This window comes from Domibacillus sp. A3M-37, from assembly GCF_024213455.1.
In the GTDB taxonomy this organism is placed as follows: Bacteria; Bacillota; Bacilli; order Bacillales; family Domibacillaceae; genus Domibacillus; species Domibacillus tundrae.
On record NZ_JANAVL010000001.1, the window covers coordinates 252,337 to 269,292 of the forward strand.

The window sequence follows — 16,956 nt, forward strand, 5'->3', positions numbered from 1 at the left end:
GGTAGTCACTTCCTGCCTAAAATCGATTATGGGCGAATCCGCACTTCTGATGTAGCGTCAAAGAAATGCGCTTTGTTTAAATCGAATGCAAGCTGAATTTTTTCGCCTGCCATAATGTCGAGACGTGAATCAAGGCGTGCTACAAAGCTTTGACCTTCAATTTCAGAATAGACCATGATTTCTGCACCGAGAAGTTCAGATACAGAAACTTCCGCATCAAACGACGTATGTTGGGACGCTTCCAGGAAAATCAATTCATCATGAATATCTTCCGGCCGAACACCGAGAAGAATTTGTTTGCCTACATACCCTTGGTCACGCAGGTAGCGCATTTTTCCTTCTGGCACGTCAAGTGATTTCGAACCGATTTTCACAAATCCATCGCCAAGCTCTGCGTTAAAGAAGTTCATTGGCGGTGAACCGATAAAGCCGGCTACAAACGCGTTTTCTGGATTCTCGTATACTTCTTTCGGTGAACCGATCTGCATGATCTTGCCGGCTTTCATAACAACGATACGTGTTGCCATCGTCAATGCTTCCGTTTGGTCATGCGTTACGTAAATTGTCGTCGTCTGCAAACGCTGATGAAGTTTAATAATTTCAGAACGCATTTGTACGCGAAGTTTCGCATCCAAGTTGGAAAGCGGCTCATCCATTAAGAATACTTTTGCATCACGGACAATCGCACGACCGAGGGCAACACGCTGACGCTGACCGCCGGATAATGCTTTCGGTTTCCGTTTCAAATAATCTGTCAAACCAAGAATTTGAGCTGCGTTATCAACGCGCTGCTTAATTTCTTCTTTCGGCATTTTACGAAGCTTTAAGCCGAATGCCATGTTATCATAAACTGTCATGTGCGGGTAAAGTGCGTAGTTCTGGAACACCATTGCGATATCGCGGTCTTTTGGTGCCACATCATTTACACGGCGGTCGTCAATGTAGAAATCACCTTTTGAAATTTCTTCAAGACCGGCAATCATTCGAAGTGTGGTAGATTTCCCACAGCCAGATGGGCCAACAAAGACGATAAACTCTTTATCTTGAATGTGAAGGTTGAAATCCTCAACCGCTGTTACATCTCCATCATATACTTTATAAATATTATTTAATTGAAGTTCTGCCATTTTTCATTCCTCCTGTAACCGTTTTCTTATTTTCATTGTATTCGCTTACAAGGGAAATGAAAATGGACAGGGTGCACAAAGATAACTCTATCATATTGTGCACGTTGTCATTTTTTCGTGCTCATTAAACAAATCATATAAATGAGCAGCGCACCTTCGTACGAACGAACATCGATGCCGGTCCGGTCAATAAACTTGTCGATCCGGTACTGGAGACTGTTGCGGTGCAGATGCAGCTGTTTGGCCGTTTGACTTACATTTAAGTGATTTTGAATAAATAATTGAAGCGTGTTCCGCAAATCATCATCTTCATGAAACAATTCCTGTTCTCTGGCAAAAAAACGACCTAGTTCTTCACCGCATTGCGATAAAAATAAATGCGGCACTACCATTTCGATCGTTGTCACTTTTTGCCCTGGGATAAATAGCGCCGCTTTACGAGCCGCTTCCATTTCATTCTCATAGACAGTTTTCAATGAATCTTTGACCGTTGAAAAACGGCCGGCAAATAACCGCCCTGCCATGTAAAAGTCACCGGCAAGTACATCTAAAAACGTCTGTGCATCTTCTTTTTGAATCGGGTAATCGGATTCTTCTTCTATTAATATGCAGTCTTTTTCTCCAGTCCAAACGACGAGGAGTGCATGATCAAAAAATGTATCGACTGCTTCAAAAAAACCGCTGCGGTCGTTCTCTGACAGCTTGACATATAAAAACCGCACCCGCTCTTCCTTCACCGCTGGGCATTCTGCGCCGTTCAGGAGAAAATCCCACCATGCCTGTTCACGGGCAGACAGCTGGCTTTGCCGCTGCTCACGCTCAATGGGCATAAAAAAATGAGAAAGCAGCTGTTGTTCTTTATTTGTTACATCTTCTTTCGGGATCGAAATGTAACGATTTTGTCCTTTATCGTAATAGTGATGGCGTGACTCATCCGCCCCGGGTCTCTCCGTGATCACAGCTCTTTCGTATATTTCTTCAATGTTATTCATTCCCGCTGCCTCTTTTCAACAAGCAACCCCATCTGTATCGTGCAGATGACGTTCACGATTCTCTTCTATTAGTATACCGAATTTTCGACAAAAGCTCCTGTATGAGAAACTCTATTCTTTTCAGTGGGAAAGCATCACTTTTTTGCCTGTTTTCGCGCTTTCCAACGCACCAAACACCATTTCCATGCTTTTAATGTTATCCCGGCAATCCGTCTCAGCGAATCGATTTTCCTCAAGCGCTGCAAACATTTCATCCAGGCAGCCCGCATGTCCTTCCTTTCCTGTCCAAAGGTTCTCTGCTGTTTCTATCTGCACTGGATGAATAAACTCTGCTGGTTTTGAGGGATCTTTTATTTCCAGCACTGGTGACGTTTCTCCGTCCCATATGGCGCTGCCCTTTGTTCCCGTAATCCGCCAATCGGCATCCCACGATGTTTTATGACCATCTGCGCACCATGAACCGCGGTATGAAAACACCGAGCCGTCACTCATTTCAAAAATGCAGATAGCTGACGCATTTCCCTCGTACCACGATCCCGGTGGATTGTATTCATGACAATAAACGAACACCCCGTCCGCTCCTGTTAAAAACCGGGCCTGATCAAACGTATGAATGGCCATATCAACGAGCAGCGGGCTGTCCATCTCTTCACGGAATCCACCAAAACGCGGACCTATAAAAAAGTCAGCATGAATCGAACCAATTTTGCCAATTTTATTGTCAGCCAGCAATTGCCGAAGCGTCCGGATCTGCTTCGTATACCGTCGATTTTGCATGATGGAATAGTTCTTTCCCGTTTTCTCTGCTGTTTCGACTACTTCTTTTGCATCTTCAAGAGTTTCAGCAATCGGCTTTTCCCCTATTACATGATACCCTGACCGCAAAGCGGTTGTGACGACTTGCTTATGCGCAGCCGGGATGGTCACATCAATGACCAAATTCCCGCCTGTATCCGCCAGTGCCTGAGATAAATCCATGTAACACGGCACTTCCAGCCCTTGCCGATCGGCCATAGACTGCGCCGCTTCAACATTCACATCAACAAGCGCGATAATGTCTGCATTTTCACGCGTTTTTATATAGTCAATCCATGTATTAGCCATACTGCCGCATCCGGCAACGACTGCTTTGTAATGGTTCATTTTTTTCTCTCCTTTATTTGAAAGAAATTTTATTAATCGACAATGATGTGAACGAGTAGCACATCTATTTTGAATTAGTAAGTGGACAGATCCGTTGTTTTGATGAATATTTCCGACTATATAAGTTGAATAAAGATTCTTCCTCTAGAAAACAATGGCTGTTTGGGCTATTGCGTTTCGTATCGGTGCAGGGATGATCACCGATTTGTTTTGGAATCCATCCTGACCATCAATTCCTTATGTGCGCAGGCATTGGGCTATCTTGTGAGGAATGCCTGCCGATTTTGAACAGGAGCCGACAGGTGAAGCCGGCCGGACTTCGCGTTCCACGGGCAGTGCGGCATTCCTTAGCTGCGCCTGCGGGATCTGCCGATTCACTGTACGTCCCGCAGGCTTCACCAAGTGGTTTTTGAAAAGCAGTGCGTGTTCAAGCTCGTACGTTTTGCTCTTTAAATCGGGCATCGTTTCGTTTTAAGCCGAAGCCTGCTAGTCCAGCACTTTTCTGCTTTCCACTTACCCGTCAAAACGCAGAGGCGGTGGACGCGGGGCGGAGACTGCTGTGGGACTAGCGGGCTCAGCGCCTGCCCCACGGAACGCGAAGCCATGCGCCCGCTGCCATTTCGGCTCCCGTCAAAAGCAGCAAGCCAAAACGGCTCTCACACAAAAGTAACTGTAAAAAGTGTTATGAAGTTGTTTTTTGTGATGCAGGCCACTCGTTAGAGGAGTTGATCAGTCACCGTGTGGCAGAAGAAAAAATGATCAGGTCAACTTATATAGTTGCAGAAAAGAGCCCCTGCACAGCAAGGGACTCTAGGGACTCTTATGGTTTATCATTTATTTTTAAAACGATGCGGATTTTTCTACTAAGTTTGGCTTTTCACATGTGCTATCCATCTGGTAATGCTGCCCGTAATCTGAAGAATGATGAATGCCATGCATGATTTCAAGCACGTGATAGGCCATATCACCGTTCGCACGCGGCGTTTCTCCTGATTCAATTGCTTCCGCCATTTCAGCTAGGCCAATGCCCCGCGCATTTTCTGGCAGCTTCGTTTCAGGTTTTATTTCTTTCCATTCCTCTTCCCCATGCTTTTTCATGAGCACCGGCAAATGAAAGCAGTTCGGGTCTGGCAGACTGATCGTGCCTTCTTCCCCGTAAATTTCAATAAACGGCGTACGAGCGGCAGCGACGTCAAAACTCGTTGTGATGGTCGCGGTGGCACCCTGCTCAAAATCAAGAATGCCGGTCACGTGCGTCGGCACCTGCACGACGATTTTCTCCCCGTATTTCGGTTCACTCGTAATCATTCGCTCCGGATAGGTGATGCGGGCTGATCCGGTCAGACGCTTCACCGGACCGAGCAGGCTGACAAGCGCCGTTAAATAATATGGTCCCATGTCATACATAGGTCCGCCTCCTGCATGATAAAAAAATTCTGGATTAGGGTGCCAGGACTCTGGTCCACGTGACATCATAAAAGCGGTCGCACCAACAATTTTGCCGATTGCTCCATCTTCTATTAAATGTCCGGCGAGCTGGATGCTGCTTCCTAAAAAAGTATCGGGCGCTGACCCGGCTATCACGTTATACTCTGCCGCTTTTTCAATGATTCGTTTACCGTCTTCGAGTGTAATAGCGAGCGGTTTTTCCGAATAGACATGTTTTTTCTGTTCAACCGCCCGGACTGCTACATCGGCATGTGCATGCGGAACCGTTAAATTCAGGACAATGTCAATGTCCGGTGACTCAATTAATTCATCAACTTCCATCACATTCGGCACACCATGCTTGGCTGCTGCTTCTTCCGCTTTCGCACGGTCAAGATCCGCACATGCCACTATGTTAAATGACTTGTAATGCCTGCTGTTTTCCAAATAAATACCGCTTATATTGCCGCAGCCGATGAGTCCAACATTTAGTGTCATCCGGTCTCTCTCCTTACTTCGCAGCCACATGCGGCAGTTTTGTTTTTAAATAATTCAAGCTGATTTCAATGCTTTCAAACGGTGTCCGTCTCGAGACATCCTGCTCGACGACCCACCATTCTACATTTGTCTGCTCCGCCGCTTCAAGCACTGCTTCGATGTTAACGCCGCCTGTCCCAAGCTCCGCGAAAAATTGTTCATCGTCCATTGTCATGTCTTTTAAGTGGATAAGAGGTGTCCGGCCCGCGTATCGCTTGATCCAGTCAACGGGCTGCTCGCCTGCTTTTGTCAGCCAGTAAATATCAAATTCAGCCGCCGCATTTGTTTCATCTAAAATCGTATGGAGCGCTGTCCGTCCATCTGCGAGTTTTTTCAGTTCAAAATCATGATTGTGGTAGCAAAGCGTAATCCCTTCTTTTTGGCACACTTCCTCCGCTTCTTTTAAGGTTAAAAGAAGTTCCTGATAATCCGCTTCACTGCGCTGTTCAGGAAACAGGTACGGGCAGACAACGTAACGGCTGCCGATCACTTTTTGTTCTTCAATGACCTGATTAAGGTTATTTTTTATGTCATCAAGCGGAATATGGCTTGAAGCCGCTTTTAATCCATATTCATCAAGCAGCGCTTTTACCTCTTGTGCACTTAATCCGCCGAATCCCGCAAACTCAACCCCATCATAACCAAGCTCTGCTACTTTTTTTAACGTTCCGGAAAAATCTTTTTCGCTTTCTTCACGCAATGTAAATAGTTGTACAGCTACTGGAATAGTTTTCATTTTTCTTACCCCCCATTTTGTAATCGATTACATTTTATGAATAAATGCGGTTCATTTTTGATGATACCCGCATGATTCCCTAATTTTAAATTCACTTTCAATTACATATTGCTGCTGAGAAGACATATGTCCATTGATAAGCTGATACAGCACTTCCATCGCTTTTTTGCCCATTTTTTGAAGCGGCTGGGCAATCGTCGTGAGCGCCGGGTTCATAACGGCTGAAAACTTAATATCATCAAAACCCGCTACCGCCACATCCTCCGGTACACGGTATCCGTTTTCTCTCAATGCCTGGATCGCGCCAAAAGCCATTTCATCACTTCCACAAAAAAGAGCGGTCGGCGCATTTGGCTGATTCATCATTTTCATACAAAGATCGTAGCCGGATTGAATGGAGTAATCTCCTTCCTCAATAAATGAATCCTGTATTGTGACTCCCGCTTCAGTCAAGGCCAGCTTATAGCCATTTAAGCGGTCGCGGCTGACCGATGCCCGGAGTGTCCCGCCGATAAAGCCGATGTTTGAATGTCCCATTTGAATAAAATGGTTCGTTATCTGTTTTCCGCAAGCCACATTATCAATTGAAATAGTCGGCACCTGAATGCCTTCTACATAGTCAGATGCAATGACGACCGGATAATGGTCGGCAATATCCTGCCATACTTTTTCATCCAGCTGAACAGAAAGCAAAATTAAACCGTCGACCTGTTTTTGTTTCAGCTGATCGATGTAGCCTTCTGTTTTTTTTGAATCGCCATTTGCATTGCCTAGCAGCACCTGATAGCCGCATTTCCCTGCTTCTTCATCAATTCCGGCAATCATCTCCGAAAAAACGAGGTTATTTAAATCGGGCGCTACGACAAGCAGCGTGCCCGTTTTATTGATACGTAAATTTCGGGCAAGCATGTTCGGCTGATAGTCGAGCTTGCGAATCGCATCGTATACCTTTTTTTGCGTGGCTTCTTTTACCTCTTCCGGACTTCGCAGCACTCTTGAAACGGTTGCGGTTGACACACCGGCAAGCTCAGCTACATCACTCATTTTCGTCATATTTTTTCTCCTTAAAATGTAAACGATTACATTTATATGGCTATTTTATCTTTTTTCACTTTGCTTTGCAAGCGTTTTCTATTTGGATACTAAAAAGGGTTCCTGCCTCAAATTTCTGAGACAAGAACCTTTTCTTTTTACGCCCACCACATCTCGCCCGCAGAATCGCGAATGAGGACTTCGTTTAAGTTTTTAACTGCACGGCTGAAACCTTCATCAATCGACATGAGCGCATCTTCATGCTCAATGCTGACGACGTAGTCATAGTTGTACATGCGAAGTGCACTCATCATGTCTGACCATTCCTGCAGGCTGTGGCCACATCCGACACTGCGGAACGTCCATGCGCGTGACTGTATGTTTCCGTACGGCTGCATATCCGTCAAGCCGTACATATTGACATTGTCCTGATCAATGTACGTGTCTTTCGCGTGGAAATGATGAATTGCACCCGCTTTACCAAGAATTTTAATCGCGGCAACCGGATCGATCCCCTGCCACCACATATGGCTCGGATCAAGGTTGGCACCGATAGCATCGCACGTTTCTTCGCGAAGCTTCAGCATTGTATATGGTGTATGCACGAGAAAGCCTCCGTGCAGCTCCAGGCCGATTTTCACATTATGGCTTTTCGCGAGCTCACCGATTTCTTTCCAATACGGAATTAATTTGTTTTCCCATTGCCACGAAAGGATGTCGCCGTATTCTGCCGGCCATGGCACTACCGGCCAGTTCGGCTGCTTCGCATCGTCAGAATCACCCGCTGTCCCAGAGAAAGTGTTGACAACCGGTACGCCGAGGAGCGATGCCAGCTTGATCGTTTTGCGGAGCACCGAATCGGATTCTTCCGCAAATACTTTGTCAGGTGTAAGGGGATTACCGTGACAGCTGAATGCACTAATCGAGAGGCCTCGTGATGTCACTGCTTCAAGATAGTCCGCCCTCTTCTCTTCATCTTCAAGTAATTCATCAAGTGGACAATGCGCGTTGCCAGGATAGCCGCCTGTACCAATTTCAACAGCATCCAAGCCCGATGCTTTTACATGATCAAGCATGTCTTCAAATGATTTGTTGCTGAAAAGAACTGCAAATACACCTAGTTTCAAGTTAATCGCTCCTTTTTTAATGTCTTGCTCCAGGCGCCATCGGCTCGAGGACTCACAGGATGTGAGTCACAAAGTCGTTGCGGCGTGATGCCGCACTCTTAGACTTTGTTCTAAGCCGAAAGACGAGCACCTTGCGCTTTTCTTTTTATCTAATTTTAACGCTATTTCCAATTTTAGCACTTTCATAAACAGATTCAATAATGCTTGACACATACATGGATTCTTCCGGGCTCGACATTGGTATGCTTTCACCAAAGCAGCAAGAAACAAAATGTTCCGCCTGCAGGATTGCAAATGGTTTTTCTTCTGGAATCCAAGCAATGTCGGAATTAACCAGAACACCGTTTTCCGCCTTATTCACACGAAGCGGGAACACCTCAATACCACCTTTTGTACCGGAAATGCTGATCGTCTCTTCGTCTTTTGGAATGTTCGCCGCCCATGACGTTTCAAGCATAACGACTGCGCCGTTTTCAAGCCGGATGAACGCAGTCGCGTGGTCTTCCACTTCAAATGTCGCCGGATTGATTGTTCCCCATTCATTCACCATATCTTTTTGCATACTTAAATGGTTAAAGGTTGTTCCGCTTACTTCATAAGGTTTCGGGCTGCCTGTCAGCCACATAGCTAAATCGAGCAAGTGACAGCCGTAGTCAATAAGGGCGCCCCCGCCTTGCAGGTCACGGTTTGTAAAAACTCCCCAGCCCGGTACTTTCCGGCGCCGCATCGACTTTATCCGAATAACGAGCGGCTGGCCAATTTCACCACTATCAATCAGCCGCTTTGCTGCCCGTGATTCTTTCATAAAGCGCCAATGGTAGGCAATGAGCAGTACCTTGCCGGACTTTTCAGCAGCAAGCACCATCTCTTCGCATTCTTTCGTATTCAATGCCATCGGTTTTTCACACATGACATGGACACCGGCATTTAGTGCCTGTACAGCAGCAGGTGCATGAAATTTATTTGGCGTAGTAATTAAAAGAGCATCAATTTTTTCAAGCATGTCGTCAAGACTCGTGCACACATGCTCGACGCCAAATTTTTTGGCTGTTTCCTTTGCCCGCTCCGTATTTACATCCATAACGGCTGTAATCTCTGCTTCTTTCACGTGTTTAAAAGCGGGAATATGTCGTTCTGTCGCAATGCCGCCTGTGCCTAAAACGCCGATTCTCAGTTTTGTCATGTTGGTCACCTCATTGATTAAATACGGACGATTTGTTTTGTTTCACTTGACTCCAGTGCTGCTAAAATAACTTCGAGTGATTTTTTGCCTTCATTTCCGCATACAGGCGGGGTTTTGTCTTCTACAATACTGTTAATAAAATGTTCCACAACGTGTGTATCTGTTTGCTGGTCTTCTTCGTTTGACTGGATCGCCCCTAAGCTGTGGCGCTCGCTGTTGCCGTTTTTATAATCGATAATAAGCGAATAATCCGGGTCATCTTCTAAACGCATTATGCCTTTTTCCGCATAAAAGACAGTTGAATTGTCTTCGCCGCCGTTGTAAGACCAGCTTGCAGCCAGCGTACCGATAATGCCGCTTTCTGATTTTAAGATGCATACGGCATTGTCATCCACTGTGGAATTTGCTTTTGCAGATGTTTCCACGAATGCTGCTGCTTCCACAAATTCTTCGCCGATTAAAAAGCGGAGCAAATCGGTTTTATGAACACCAAGATCACCCATTGCGCCAATAAACGCACGCTCTTTATCAAAAAACCAGCTGTGCTCTCCGTCTGCACTCCACTGTTCCGGGCCACCGTGGCCAAATGCAGTGCGGAAGCTGTATATTTTGCCAAGCTCGCCGCTTTCAATGATGCTGCGCGCTTTTGCGTGAGAAGCAACGAAACGCTGATTGTGGCCGATCATTAGTTTTTTTCCGCTTTCATTCGCTGCTGCAATCATTGCTTCTGCTTCTTCATTTGATGTGGCCATTGGTTTTTCGCAAAGAACATGTTTGCCAGCTTTCAGTGCGGCAATGGAAACCGGTGCATGAAGAGAGTTTGGTGTGCATACACTCACTGCATCGATCTCTTCATTTTCTAAAAGTTCAGTGTAATCGACATACGCTTTTGCATTGTATTGATCCGCAAAGGCATGCGCACGCGCTGCAATAATATCACAAAAAGCGACGATATCTACATTGTCGTTCATTGCATATTCAGGAATGTGACGGTGCTTTGCGATGCTTCCGCATCCAATAATACCTACTTTAATTCTTGTCATTTTATTTATTCTCCTTTTAACGTTTCAATTGGTTGTGCGTTTCCGTATACAGGACGCTCCCGTTTCACAGGCGCGGCCCATTTTACTGCGTTTCGAATCACTTTCTGGACGTTTTCGTTATAGTATGTAGGGTGTGTTTCATGTCCAGGGCGGAAATAAAAGATTTTACCGTTTCCGCGTTTGTATGTTACGCCGCTGCGGAATACTTCGCCACCTTCAAACCAGCTCATAAAGACAAGCTCATCCGGTGCCGGAATATCAAAATGCTCGCCGTACATTTCTTCATGCTCGAGTTCAAAATATTCGCCGATGCCTTCTGCAATCGGGTGCGCAGGATCAATGACCCATAGGCGCTCTTTTTCGCCTGCTTCGCGCCATTTCAAGTCACATGACGTACCCATCATTGTTTTGAATATTTTAGAAAAATGACCGGAATGAAGAACGATTAATCCCATTCCATCGAGCACACGCTGTTGTACTTTTTTTACAATTTCATCGTCAACTTCTTCATGTGCAACGTGCCCCCACCAGAGAAGTACATCTGTATTATTTAATACGTCATCCGTCAACCCGTGTTCCGCTTCATCCAATGTCGCTGTTTTAACAGTCCGGCCTTCTTCTTTTAGAAAACCGGCAATGACTTCATGAATACCGTCCGGATAAATGTCCTTAACCGTTTCATTCTTTTTTTCATGACGAAATTCGTTCCATACTGTAATATTCATAATAATCGCCTCATTCCTCTTTGTTTTTTTTGCATGACTCCCGTTCGACAATGGATGTCGGAACAAGAATATTCCGCTTCATCATACTTGGATTTTCTAAAAGATCAACAAGCGTTTTTGCTGCCTCAAAACCAAGCTGAAACGCATGAATATCAACCGTTGTCATCGGCGGACTTGAAAGCTCAGATAACATTGAATCCATAAACGTTGTAATCGCCATATCATCAGGTACACGGATCCCTCGCTCGTACAAGGCGGATAGCAGGCTCATAGCCATTAATTCATCTGTTGTGACAATCGCCGTCGGCCGTGGAGACATGTTCATCATCTCCGCAATCGTTTCACTGGCCGTATCTCTGGATATTTCTTTCCGGAAAAGCATTTTTGACTGAATATTCGCAAGCTTTAACGCCTGTTTATATCCTTGTTCACGATCTTTGTGCACTTCAAACCTCGGATCGCCTCCGACATACGCGATATGCTCGTGACCAGCCCGGATTAAATATTCAGTAATATTGCGCGCTGCCTTGACGTTATCATTATCCACATACATCACTTTATCTATATGATCCGTCGGTTTGCCAATCATCACAAATGGAAATTTCTGATCCAAGAGCAGCCGCAGTACTGGGTCATCATCCTGCGAATAAAGCATGATCATGCCGTCGACGCTTTTCCCTTGAACCATATTGACCACTTCACGGTAAATATCTTCATCCGACTCGCCGCTCGTCATTAAAATACTGTACTCTTTCTGGTGCAGCAAATCACTCATGCCTTGAAGCGCTGCCGGAAAAAACGGATCAGAAAGTGAATGCTTTGATGATGTTTTTCGGATAATGCCAATGGTTTGTGAAGACTGTGTCACAAGCTTTCTGGCCAGCAAGTTCGGGTGATAGCCAAGTTCCTGCATCACTTTTCTTACTTTTTCTTTCGTTTCCTGTGTGATTTTTGGATGATCCGCAATTACACGGGAGACGGTCGACGGTGCAACCTGCGCCTTTTTTGCGACATCTTTAATTGTTACAGCCATGACCGGTTCCTCCCTTTTCTTGTTTATAGTGCCATTTTTCAAAAAATAAGAAAGTATATTTCCTTGGACAGTGTCCAGCTTCAGGCGCCATCGGCTCGAGGTCATAAGCCAAGCCCTTCTGAAGGCAAAAAGCGCCTCCGCCAGTGCTCCTCTTATGCTTGTCGCCGATAAGCAGGCACCTTGCGCATTTCTTATTTTACCGCGCCATCAGATACCCCTTTAATGATTTGTTTTTGGGCAAACAAGTACGCAATGATTACTGGGATAATCGAAATGGTTAATCCGGCAAGCGCCAAATGCCATTGTTTCGTATACTGGCCGAAGAATAGGAATAATTTCAATGGAATCGTATCAGTGCCTGCACCGCTAATCACAAGTGATGGCAGGAGATAATCGTTCCAAATCCAGATAATATTCAAGATTGCAACCGTAATTGAAATCGGCTTCAGCATTGGCAGAATAATGTACCAAAATACCTGGAATCGGTTACAGCCATCGATTGTTGCAGCCTCATCAAGCGACTTTGAAATCCCTTTTAATGCCCCGTGGTATAAGAAAATGGACAAGCTGCACCCAAATCCAAGATACATAAAAATCAATCCGTAAAAATTTAGCGCATCCGCTTTCCCGAACAGAGCAACGAGCGGAATCATAACGGATTGAAACGGAATCAGCATCGCAGCAACAAAGAGGAAGAAAATTGCTCCAGACAGCTTGCTTCCATTACGTGACAATGCATAAGCTGCCATCGCCGAGAAAAAGAGGATAATCACAATACTGGCGACAGACATGAAAAGTGAATTCATAAATGTCTGCAAGAAGGCAAGTTCTTCAAACGCCTGCGTGAAGTTATCAACTGTCCATTCTGCTGGCAGCTTTAATGTATTTTGGAAAATTTCTAATTTTGTTTTAAAGGCATTGACAATCATCAAATAAAATGGGGAGAGCCAGAGAAGACCGAAGAGAATCCCTAAAACCTCGATGATTAATCGCTGTCTGGATTTTTTCTTTTCCATTACATCTCCACCTCCCGTTTTTTGTTAATGTATACTTGTGTTAATGAAATAATCGCCACGATGATAAAGAAGATAACGGCTTTTGCCTGCGCAGTTGCCATCATATTGAATTTAAATGCTGTATCGACAATGTCCATCGCGACCATTTTCGTTGAGTTAAATGGACCTCCATTTGTGAGTGACAAGTTTTGGTCGTAAATTTTAAATGCGCCGGAAAGCGTCAAGAACATACTGACAGTGAATGCGGGCATTACAAGCGGGAAGGTAATGTTACGGAATTTCTGCCACGGATTCGCACCGTCAATTTCCGCTGCTTCCAACAAGTCGCCTGGTACATTTTCCAAATAAGCGATGTAAATAACCATAATGTACCCAGCCATTTGCCAGCTCATGAGAATGACCATGCCCCAGAAACCTGTTGCAGAATCAGACAGCCAGCCTTGCATCCATTCAATGCCTGTTGCGCGGCCGATTGAGTCAAATACTTTTGTGAAAATAAACTGCCAGATAAACCCGAGAATTAAACCACCGATCAAGTTCGGCATAAAGAAAACCGTCCGAAGCAGGTTGCGTGATTTAATTTTTGATGTGACGAGCATTGCTAGTGCAAGCCCTAAAATGTTGACGACAATAACCGATGCAACCGAGAATTTCACGGTAAACCAAAGCGCGTCCCGGAACCCTTCATCTTTTAATAAGGTTACATAGTTGTCAAGTCCGAGAAACTGAGTGTAGCTGACTCCATTCCAATCGGTAAATGAGTAATAAATGCCATATAGAAGGGGAAGGAGAACGACGGTTCCGAGAGCGAATAATACGGGTGCGAGAAAAAGCCAGAAGGAAAGATCTTTATTTTTCATTCCTGTAAAACCTCATTTCAGGTGAATTTGTGTAAAGAAAAAGATAACAGCGTGATAGAGCCTGTTATCTTTTCCGTTTTCAGATGGCTCGTTGGTTACTTGGCAAGTTTCGCCCATTCGTCTTTTGATGCTTGAATCGCTTCATCCCATGATGCTTCACCTGCAAGGTACTTCTGCAAGTTTGCGCCTAGCACATCGCCCCATCCAGTTGGATAGCCAAGGAATGTCCAGCCGCGTGTGTTGCCTTCTTGTGCGTATTCGTAAATTGTTTTAGACAACGGATCAGAGATTTTATCTGTGTCGTAGCCGTCGTAAGCAGGGATAAATTTGAACTGTGTCAAAACTGCTTCTTTCCCAGCGTCTGATGTGTACAACCAATCTAAGAATGCTTTTGCTGCTTCTTGTTCTGCTTCGTCTGCTTTTGCATTAACTGTCCAGTACTGCGGAACACCAACCGGCATTTTCATTTCACCGTCAACCGGAATTGGCATGATGCCTACGTTTTTGGCAAGCTCAGGATCCATTTGCTCAATTGTTGGGTATACCCAGTTCCCTTGCTGGATCATTGCTACGCGTCCTGTTGAGAATAACTCTTCCACTTGCTGTGAGTAGTCAAGGCTTACAACCGGCTGCACAGAGTATTTGTTTTGAAGATCAATATATGTTTTGAATTGATCTGCTTTTGTAAATGGAAGTTCTTTGGAGTTATAAGCATCTAAAGCGCTATCATTGAAGTCAGCCGATGTAAATGCATTGGAACCGTGGTTTCCGTCTACCCATTTTTCTTTTGCTGCCATCGCGAAGACACCGTCAAGACCAAGCTCGTCCTTTTTGCTGTCAATCGTTTGGGCCGCTTTTGTTAAATCTTCAATCGACTGAATGGATTCTGGGTCAACGCCCGCTTTTTCAAAGACTGTTTTATTGTAAACGAATCCGTAACCTTCTTGGTTAAATGGAAGACCTAATACTTCTTCGCCATCCTTTACTGTGTCAAGTGTTCCTTCAAGCGCTGCGCCAGCCGCTTTTGTATCGCTCACATCTGTTAAACGATCACGGTATTCTGCAACAGCCGTTGGACCGCCAATGTTAAAAATCGCCGGCTCATCACCAGATGAGAATTTCGCTTTTAGAGCTGATGCGTAATCGTTACCGCCTCCGACTGTTTCCACGTTAATATCTACATCCGGATTTTCTTCTTCATATTGTTTTGCAATTTCTTCAAACTGTTCTTTGAACTCGACTTTAAATTGAAAAACATCAACCACTGTTTTGTCGCCGCTGCCGCCGCCTGAACCGCCTGATGATTCTTCTTCTTTTTCAGCTGTTGAACAGCCAGCAAGACCTAAAAACAATGCGGATGAAAGTAAAAATGCTTTCTTCTTAAACACGTCATCTACCCCTTTGCAGTCTTTTATTTAGGTTGAAAGCGGTAACCGTTTTCAACTTCTGAACATACTATAACACCGCTTTCATGCAAACGTCAACACTTTTTAAGAAATCGTTTGCACATTTTTTTGTAAAGCCTTTCATTACTGTTATGACAGTATTTGTTTTCCTTGTATATACAAAGAGTTATGCGGATTTTTCGCGCAAACGATTGCTCTCTTTTTCACAAACAAAAGGCAGCCTGGAGCGGCTGTTATTCGATCTATGAATCTTGAATGTTTGCTCGTGCATTCTCTCTTTTTTCCCTTCTTTCCGATACTTTGTCGCAGCCGGCACCTCAATGGTTCTGGTGCGTGCCTGCTCATCGGGCAAAGCCTTTTTCATTCCCTGAGGCGGGAGTCTTCTCGCCCAAAATCGATAAAAAAGATGTCTCCTCATAAGAGACACCTTTCCTTCTTATATTTCAATTGTCCGCTTTTCCCGGCTGCTTGCGAGAGCCGCCTCAATGATCCGAATCGTCATGACTCCTTCTTCGCCTGCCACCGGGCACGGCTTCCCATGGCGAACACATTCATAGATACCTTTATAGTAATGACGGTAATCGCCTGGAAGGGTCACGATTTTTTCGCTTCCGCTGCTCGTATAAAGCGTTCCATATTGATCAAGTGGATCCATGCCCCAATCGGCGCCATCCGGCCGACGCCCTTCTAACAATTCATCCTCCTGCGGGTCTTCTCCTTTTTTCATAAACGTGCCGAGGGTGCCGTGTACTTTGTATTTCGATCCTTGTTCAAAAGTGATCATGCTACTATGCAAAATCACCCGTTTGGATCCATATGCGAGGATAAGATGAAAATAATCATCAACCACTGCATTCGGACGCTGCTTTTGGATGTCCGCTGTGATACTGTCCGGCATACCGAACAATGACAATGCCTGGTCGATTAAATGAGCGCCGAGATCGTAAAGGATTCCGGAAGCAGGTTTGTTTTCCTCTCGCCAGCCATTTGAGATGATTGGTTCAAAGCGGTCGTAATGTGCTTCATACACATAAATGTCGCCAAGCCTTCCTTCATCCATTAACTTTTTAACCGTTAAAAAGTTTCCGTCATAACGACGGTTTTGAAAAACGCTCAGCACCACGTTGTGTTCTTTTGCGCAGGCTGCAAGTTCCTCTGCTTCCTTTAATGTCGGTACCATCGGTTTTTCCACAATGACATGTTTCCCTGCTTCAAGTGCTTTTTTCGCCAGATCAAAATGCAGGCTGCTCGGGGTCGTCACAACGACCAGCTCTACATCTGTCCGCGCCATGATATCCTCTATTTCCCCTGCCACATCGGCATTCGGCAAATCCTTTTTCACTTTTTCTTCATTAGAAGACAGAACGCATACAACGGTAAACTCCTCCATCTCGTCTAAAAAAGGCGCATGAAAAGTAGAGCCTGAAAAACCATATCCAATGATTGCTGTACCGATTGAGCTCATGTTTTCGTCTCCTTTGTTTTCTGTTCATTTTTTAACACATTTCCCGATCTTTTTCTTATTCAAACGAATCATGTTCAATGTGTTCGACGTAGTGCTACATATA

The 16,956-nt window shown here is 44.9% G+C and carries 15 protein-coding genes; all 15 read right to left on the bottom strand.

Annotation, left to right across the window (positions count from 1 at the left end):
* Positions 1-26 precede the first annotated feature (26 nt).
* Positions 27-1,127, bottom strand: a complete 1,101-nt coding sequence (locus tag NLX67_RS01380; RefSeq protein ID WP_046178290.1) for an ABC transporter ATP-binding protein — start codon at positions 1,125-1,127, stop codon at positions 27-29.
* A gap of 107 nt (positions 1,128-1,234) precedes the next feature.
* Complete coding sequence (locus tag NLX67_RS01385) at positions 1,235-2,119, bottom strand: PucR family transcriptional regulator (RefSeq protein ID WP_254310085.1); 885 nt, start codon at positions 2,117-2,119, stop codon at positions 1,235-1,237.
* Positions 2,120-2,239: 120 nt separating this feature from the next.
* Positions 2,240-3,262: a Gfo/Idh/MocA family protein gene (locus NLX67_RS01390; protein ID WP_254310086.1), complete on the bottom strand. Its 1,023-nt coding sequence runs from the start codon at positions 3,260-3,262 to the stop codon at positions 2,240-2,242.
* An 840-nt stretch (positions 3,263-4,102) separates the two neighbouring features.
* Complete coding sequence (locus NLX67_RS01395; protein ID WP_254310087.1) at positions 4,103-5,188, bottom strand: Gfo/Idh/MocA family protein; 1,086 nt, start codon at positions 5,186-5,188, stop codon at positions 4,103-4,105.
* Between the two features lie 13 nt (positions 5,189-5,201).
* Positions 5,202-5,963 (bottom strand): sugar phosphate isomerase/epimerase family protein, encoded by a 762-nt coding sequence (locus NLX67_RS01400; protein WP_254310088.1) that lies wholly within the window; start codon positions 5,961-5,963, stop codon positions 5,202-5,204.
* A gap of 51 nt (positions 5,964-6,014) precedes the next feature.
* A complete protein-coding gene (locus NLX67_RS01405) occupies positions 6,015-7,016 on the bottom strand; it encodes a LacI family DNA-binding transcriptional regulator (protein ID WP_254310089.1) in 1,002 nt (333 codons plus the stop codon).
* A gap of 137 nt (positions 7,017-7,153) precedes the next feature.
* Positions 7,154-8,122 (bottom strand): sugar phosphate isomerase/epimerase family protein, encoded by a 969-nt coding sequence (locus NLX67_RS01410; RefSeq protein ID WP_254310090.1) that lies wholly within the window; start codon positions 8,120-8,122, stop codon positions 7,154-7,156.
* Between the two features lie 145 nt (positions 8,123-8,267).
* Positions 8,268-9,305: a Gfo/Idh/MocA family protein gene (locus NLX67_RS01415; RefSeq protein ID WP_254310091.1), complete on the bottom strand. Its 1,038-nt coding sequence runs from the start codon at positions 9,303-9,305 to the stop codon at positions 8,268-8,270.
* Positions 9,306-9,322: 17 nt separating this feature from the next.
* On the bottom strand, positions 9,323-10,348 hold the full coding sequence (locus NLX67_RS01420; protein WP_254310092.1) for a Gfo/Idh/MocA family protein: 1,026 nt from the start codon (positions 10,346-10,348) through the stop codon (positions 9,323-9,325).
* A gap of 5 nt (positions 10,349-10,353) precedes the next feature.
* On the bottom strand, positions 10,354-11,073 hold the full coding sequence (locus NLX67_RS01425; RefSeq protein WP_254310093.1) for a ThuA domain-containing protein: 720 nt from the start codon (positions 11,071-11,073) through the stop codon (positions 10,354-10,356).
* Positions 11,074-11,083: 10 nt separating this feature from the next.
* Positions 11,084-12,106, bottom strand: a complete 1,023-nt coding sequence (locus tag NLX67_RS01430; protein WP_254310094.1) for a LacI family DNA-binding transcriptional regulator — start codon at positions 12,104-12,106, stop codon at positions 11,084-11,086.
* A gap of 191 nt (positions 12,107-12,297) precedes the next feature.
* The gene (locus NLX67_RS01435) at positions 12,298-13,122 is read right to left on the bottom strand and encodes a carbohydrate ABC transporter permease (RefSeq protein ID WP_254310095.1); all 825 of its coding nucleotides are present in this window, start codon (positions 13,120-13,122) and stop codon (positions 12,298-12,300) included.
* Positions 13,122-13,982, bottom strand: coding sequence for a carbohydrate ABC transporter permease (locus tag NLX67_RS01440; RefSeq protein ID WP_046178277.1), 861 nt, complete (start codon positions 13,980-13,982; stop codon positions 13,122-13,124). Before NLX67_RS01440 ends, NLX67_RS01435 begins: the two co-directional genes overlap by 1 nt.
* A 95-nt stretch (positions 13,983-14,077) precedes the next feature.
* Positions 14,078-15,370 (bottom strand): ABC transporter substrate-binding protein, encoded by a 1,293-nt coding sequence (locus tag NLX67_RS01445; RefSeq protein ID WP_254310096.1) that lies wholly within the window; start codon positions 15,368-15,370, stop codon positions 14,078-14,080.
* 454 nt (positions 15,371-15,824) lie between these two features.
* Entirely contained in the window at positions 15,825-16,853 is a 1,029-nt protein-coding gene (locus NLX67_RS01450; RefSeq protein ID WP_254310097.1) for an oxidoreductase, read from the bottom strand.
* Positions 16,854-16,956: the final 103 nt, after the last annotated feature.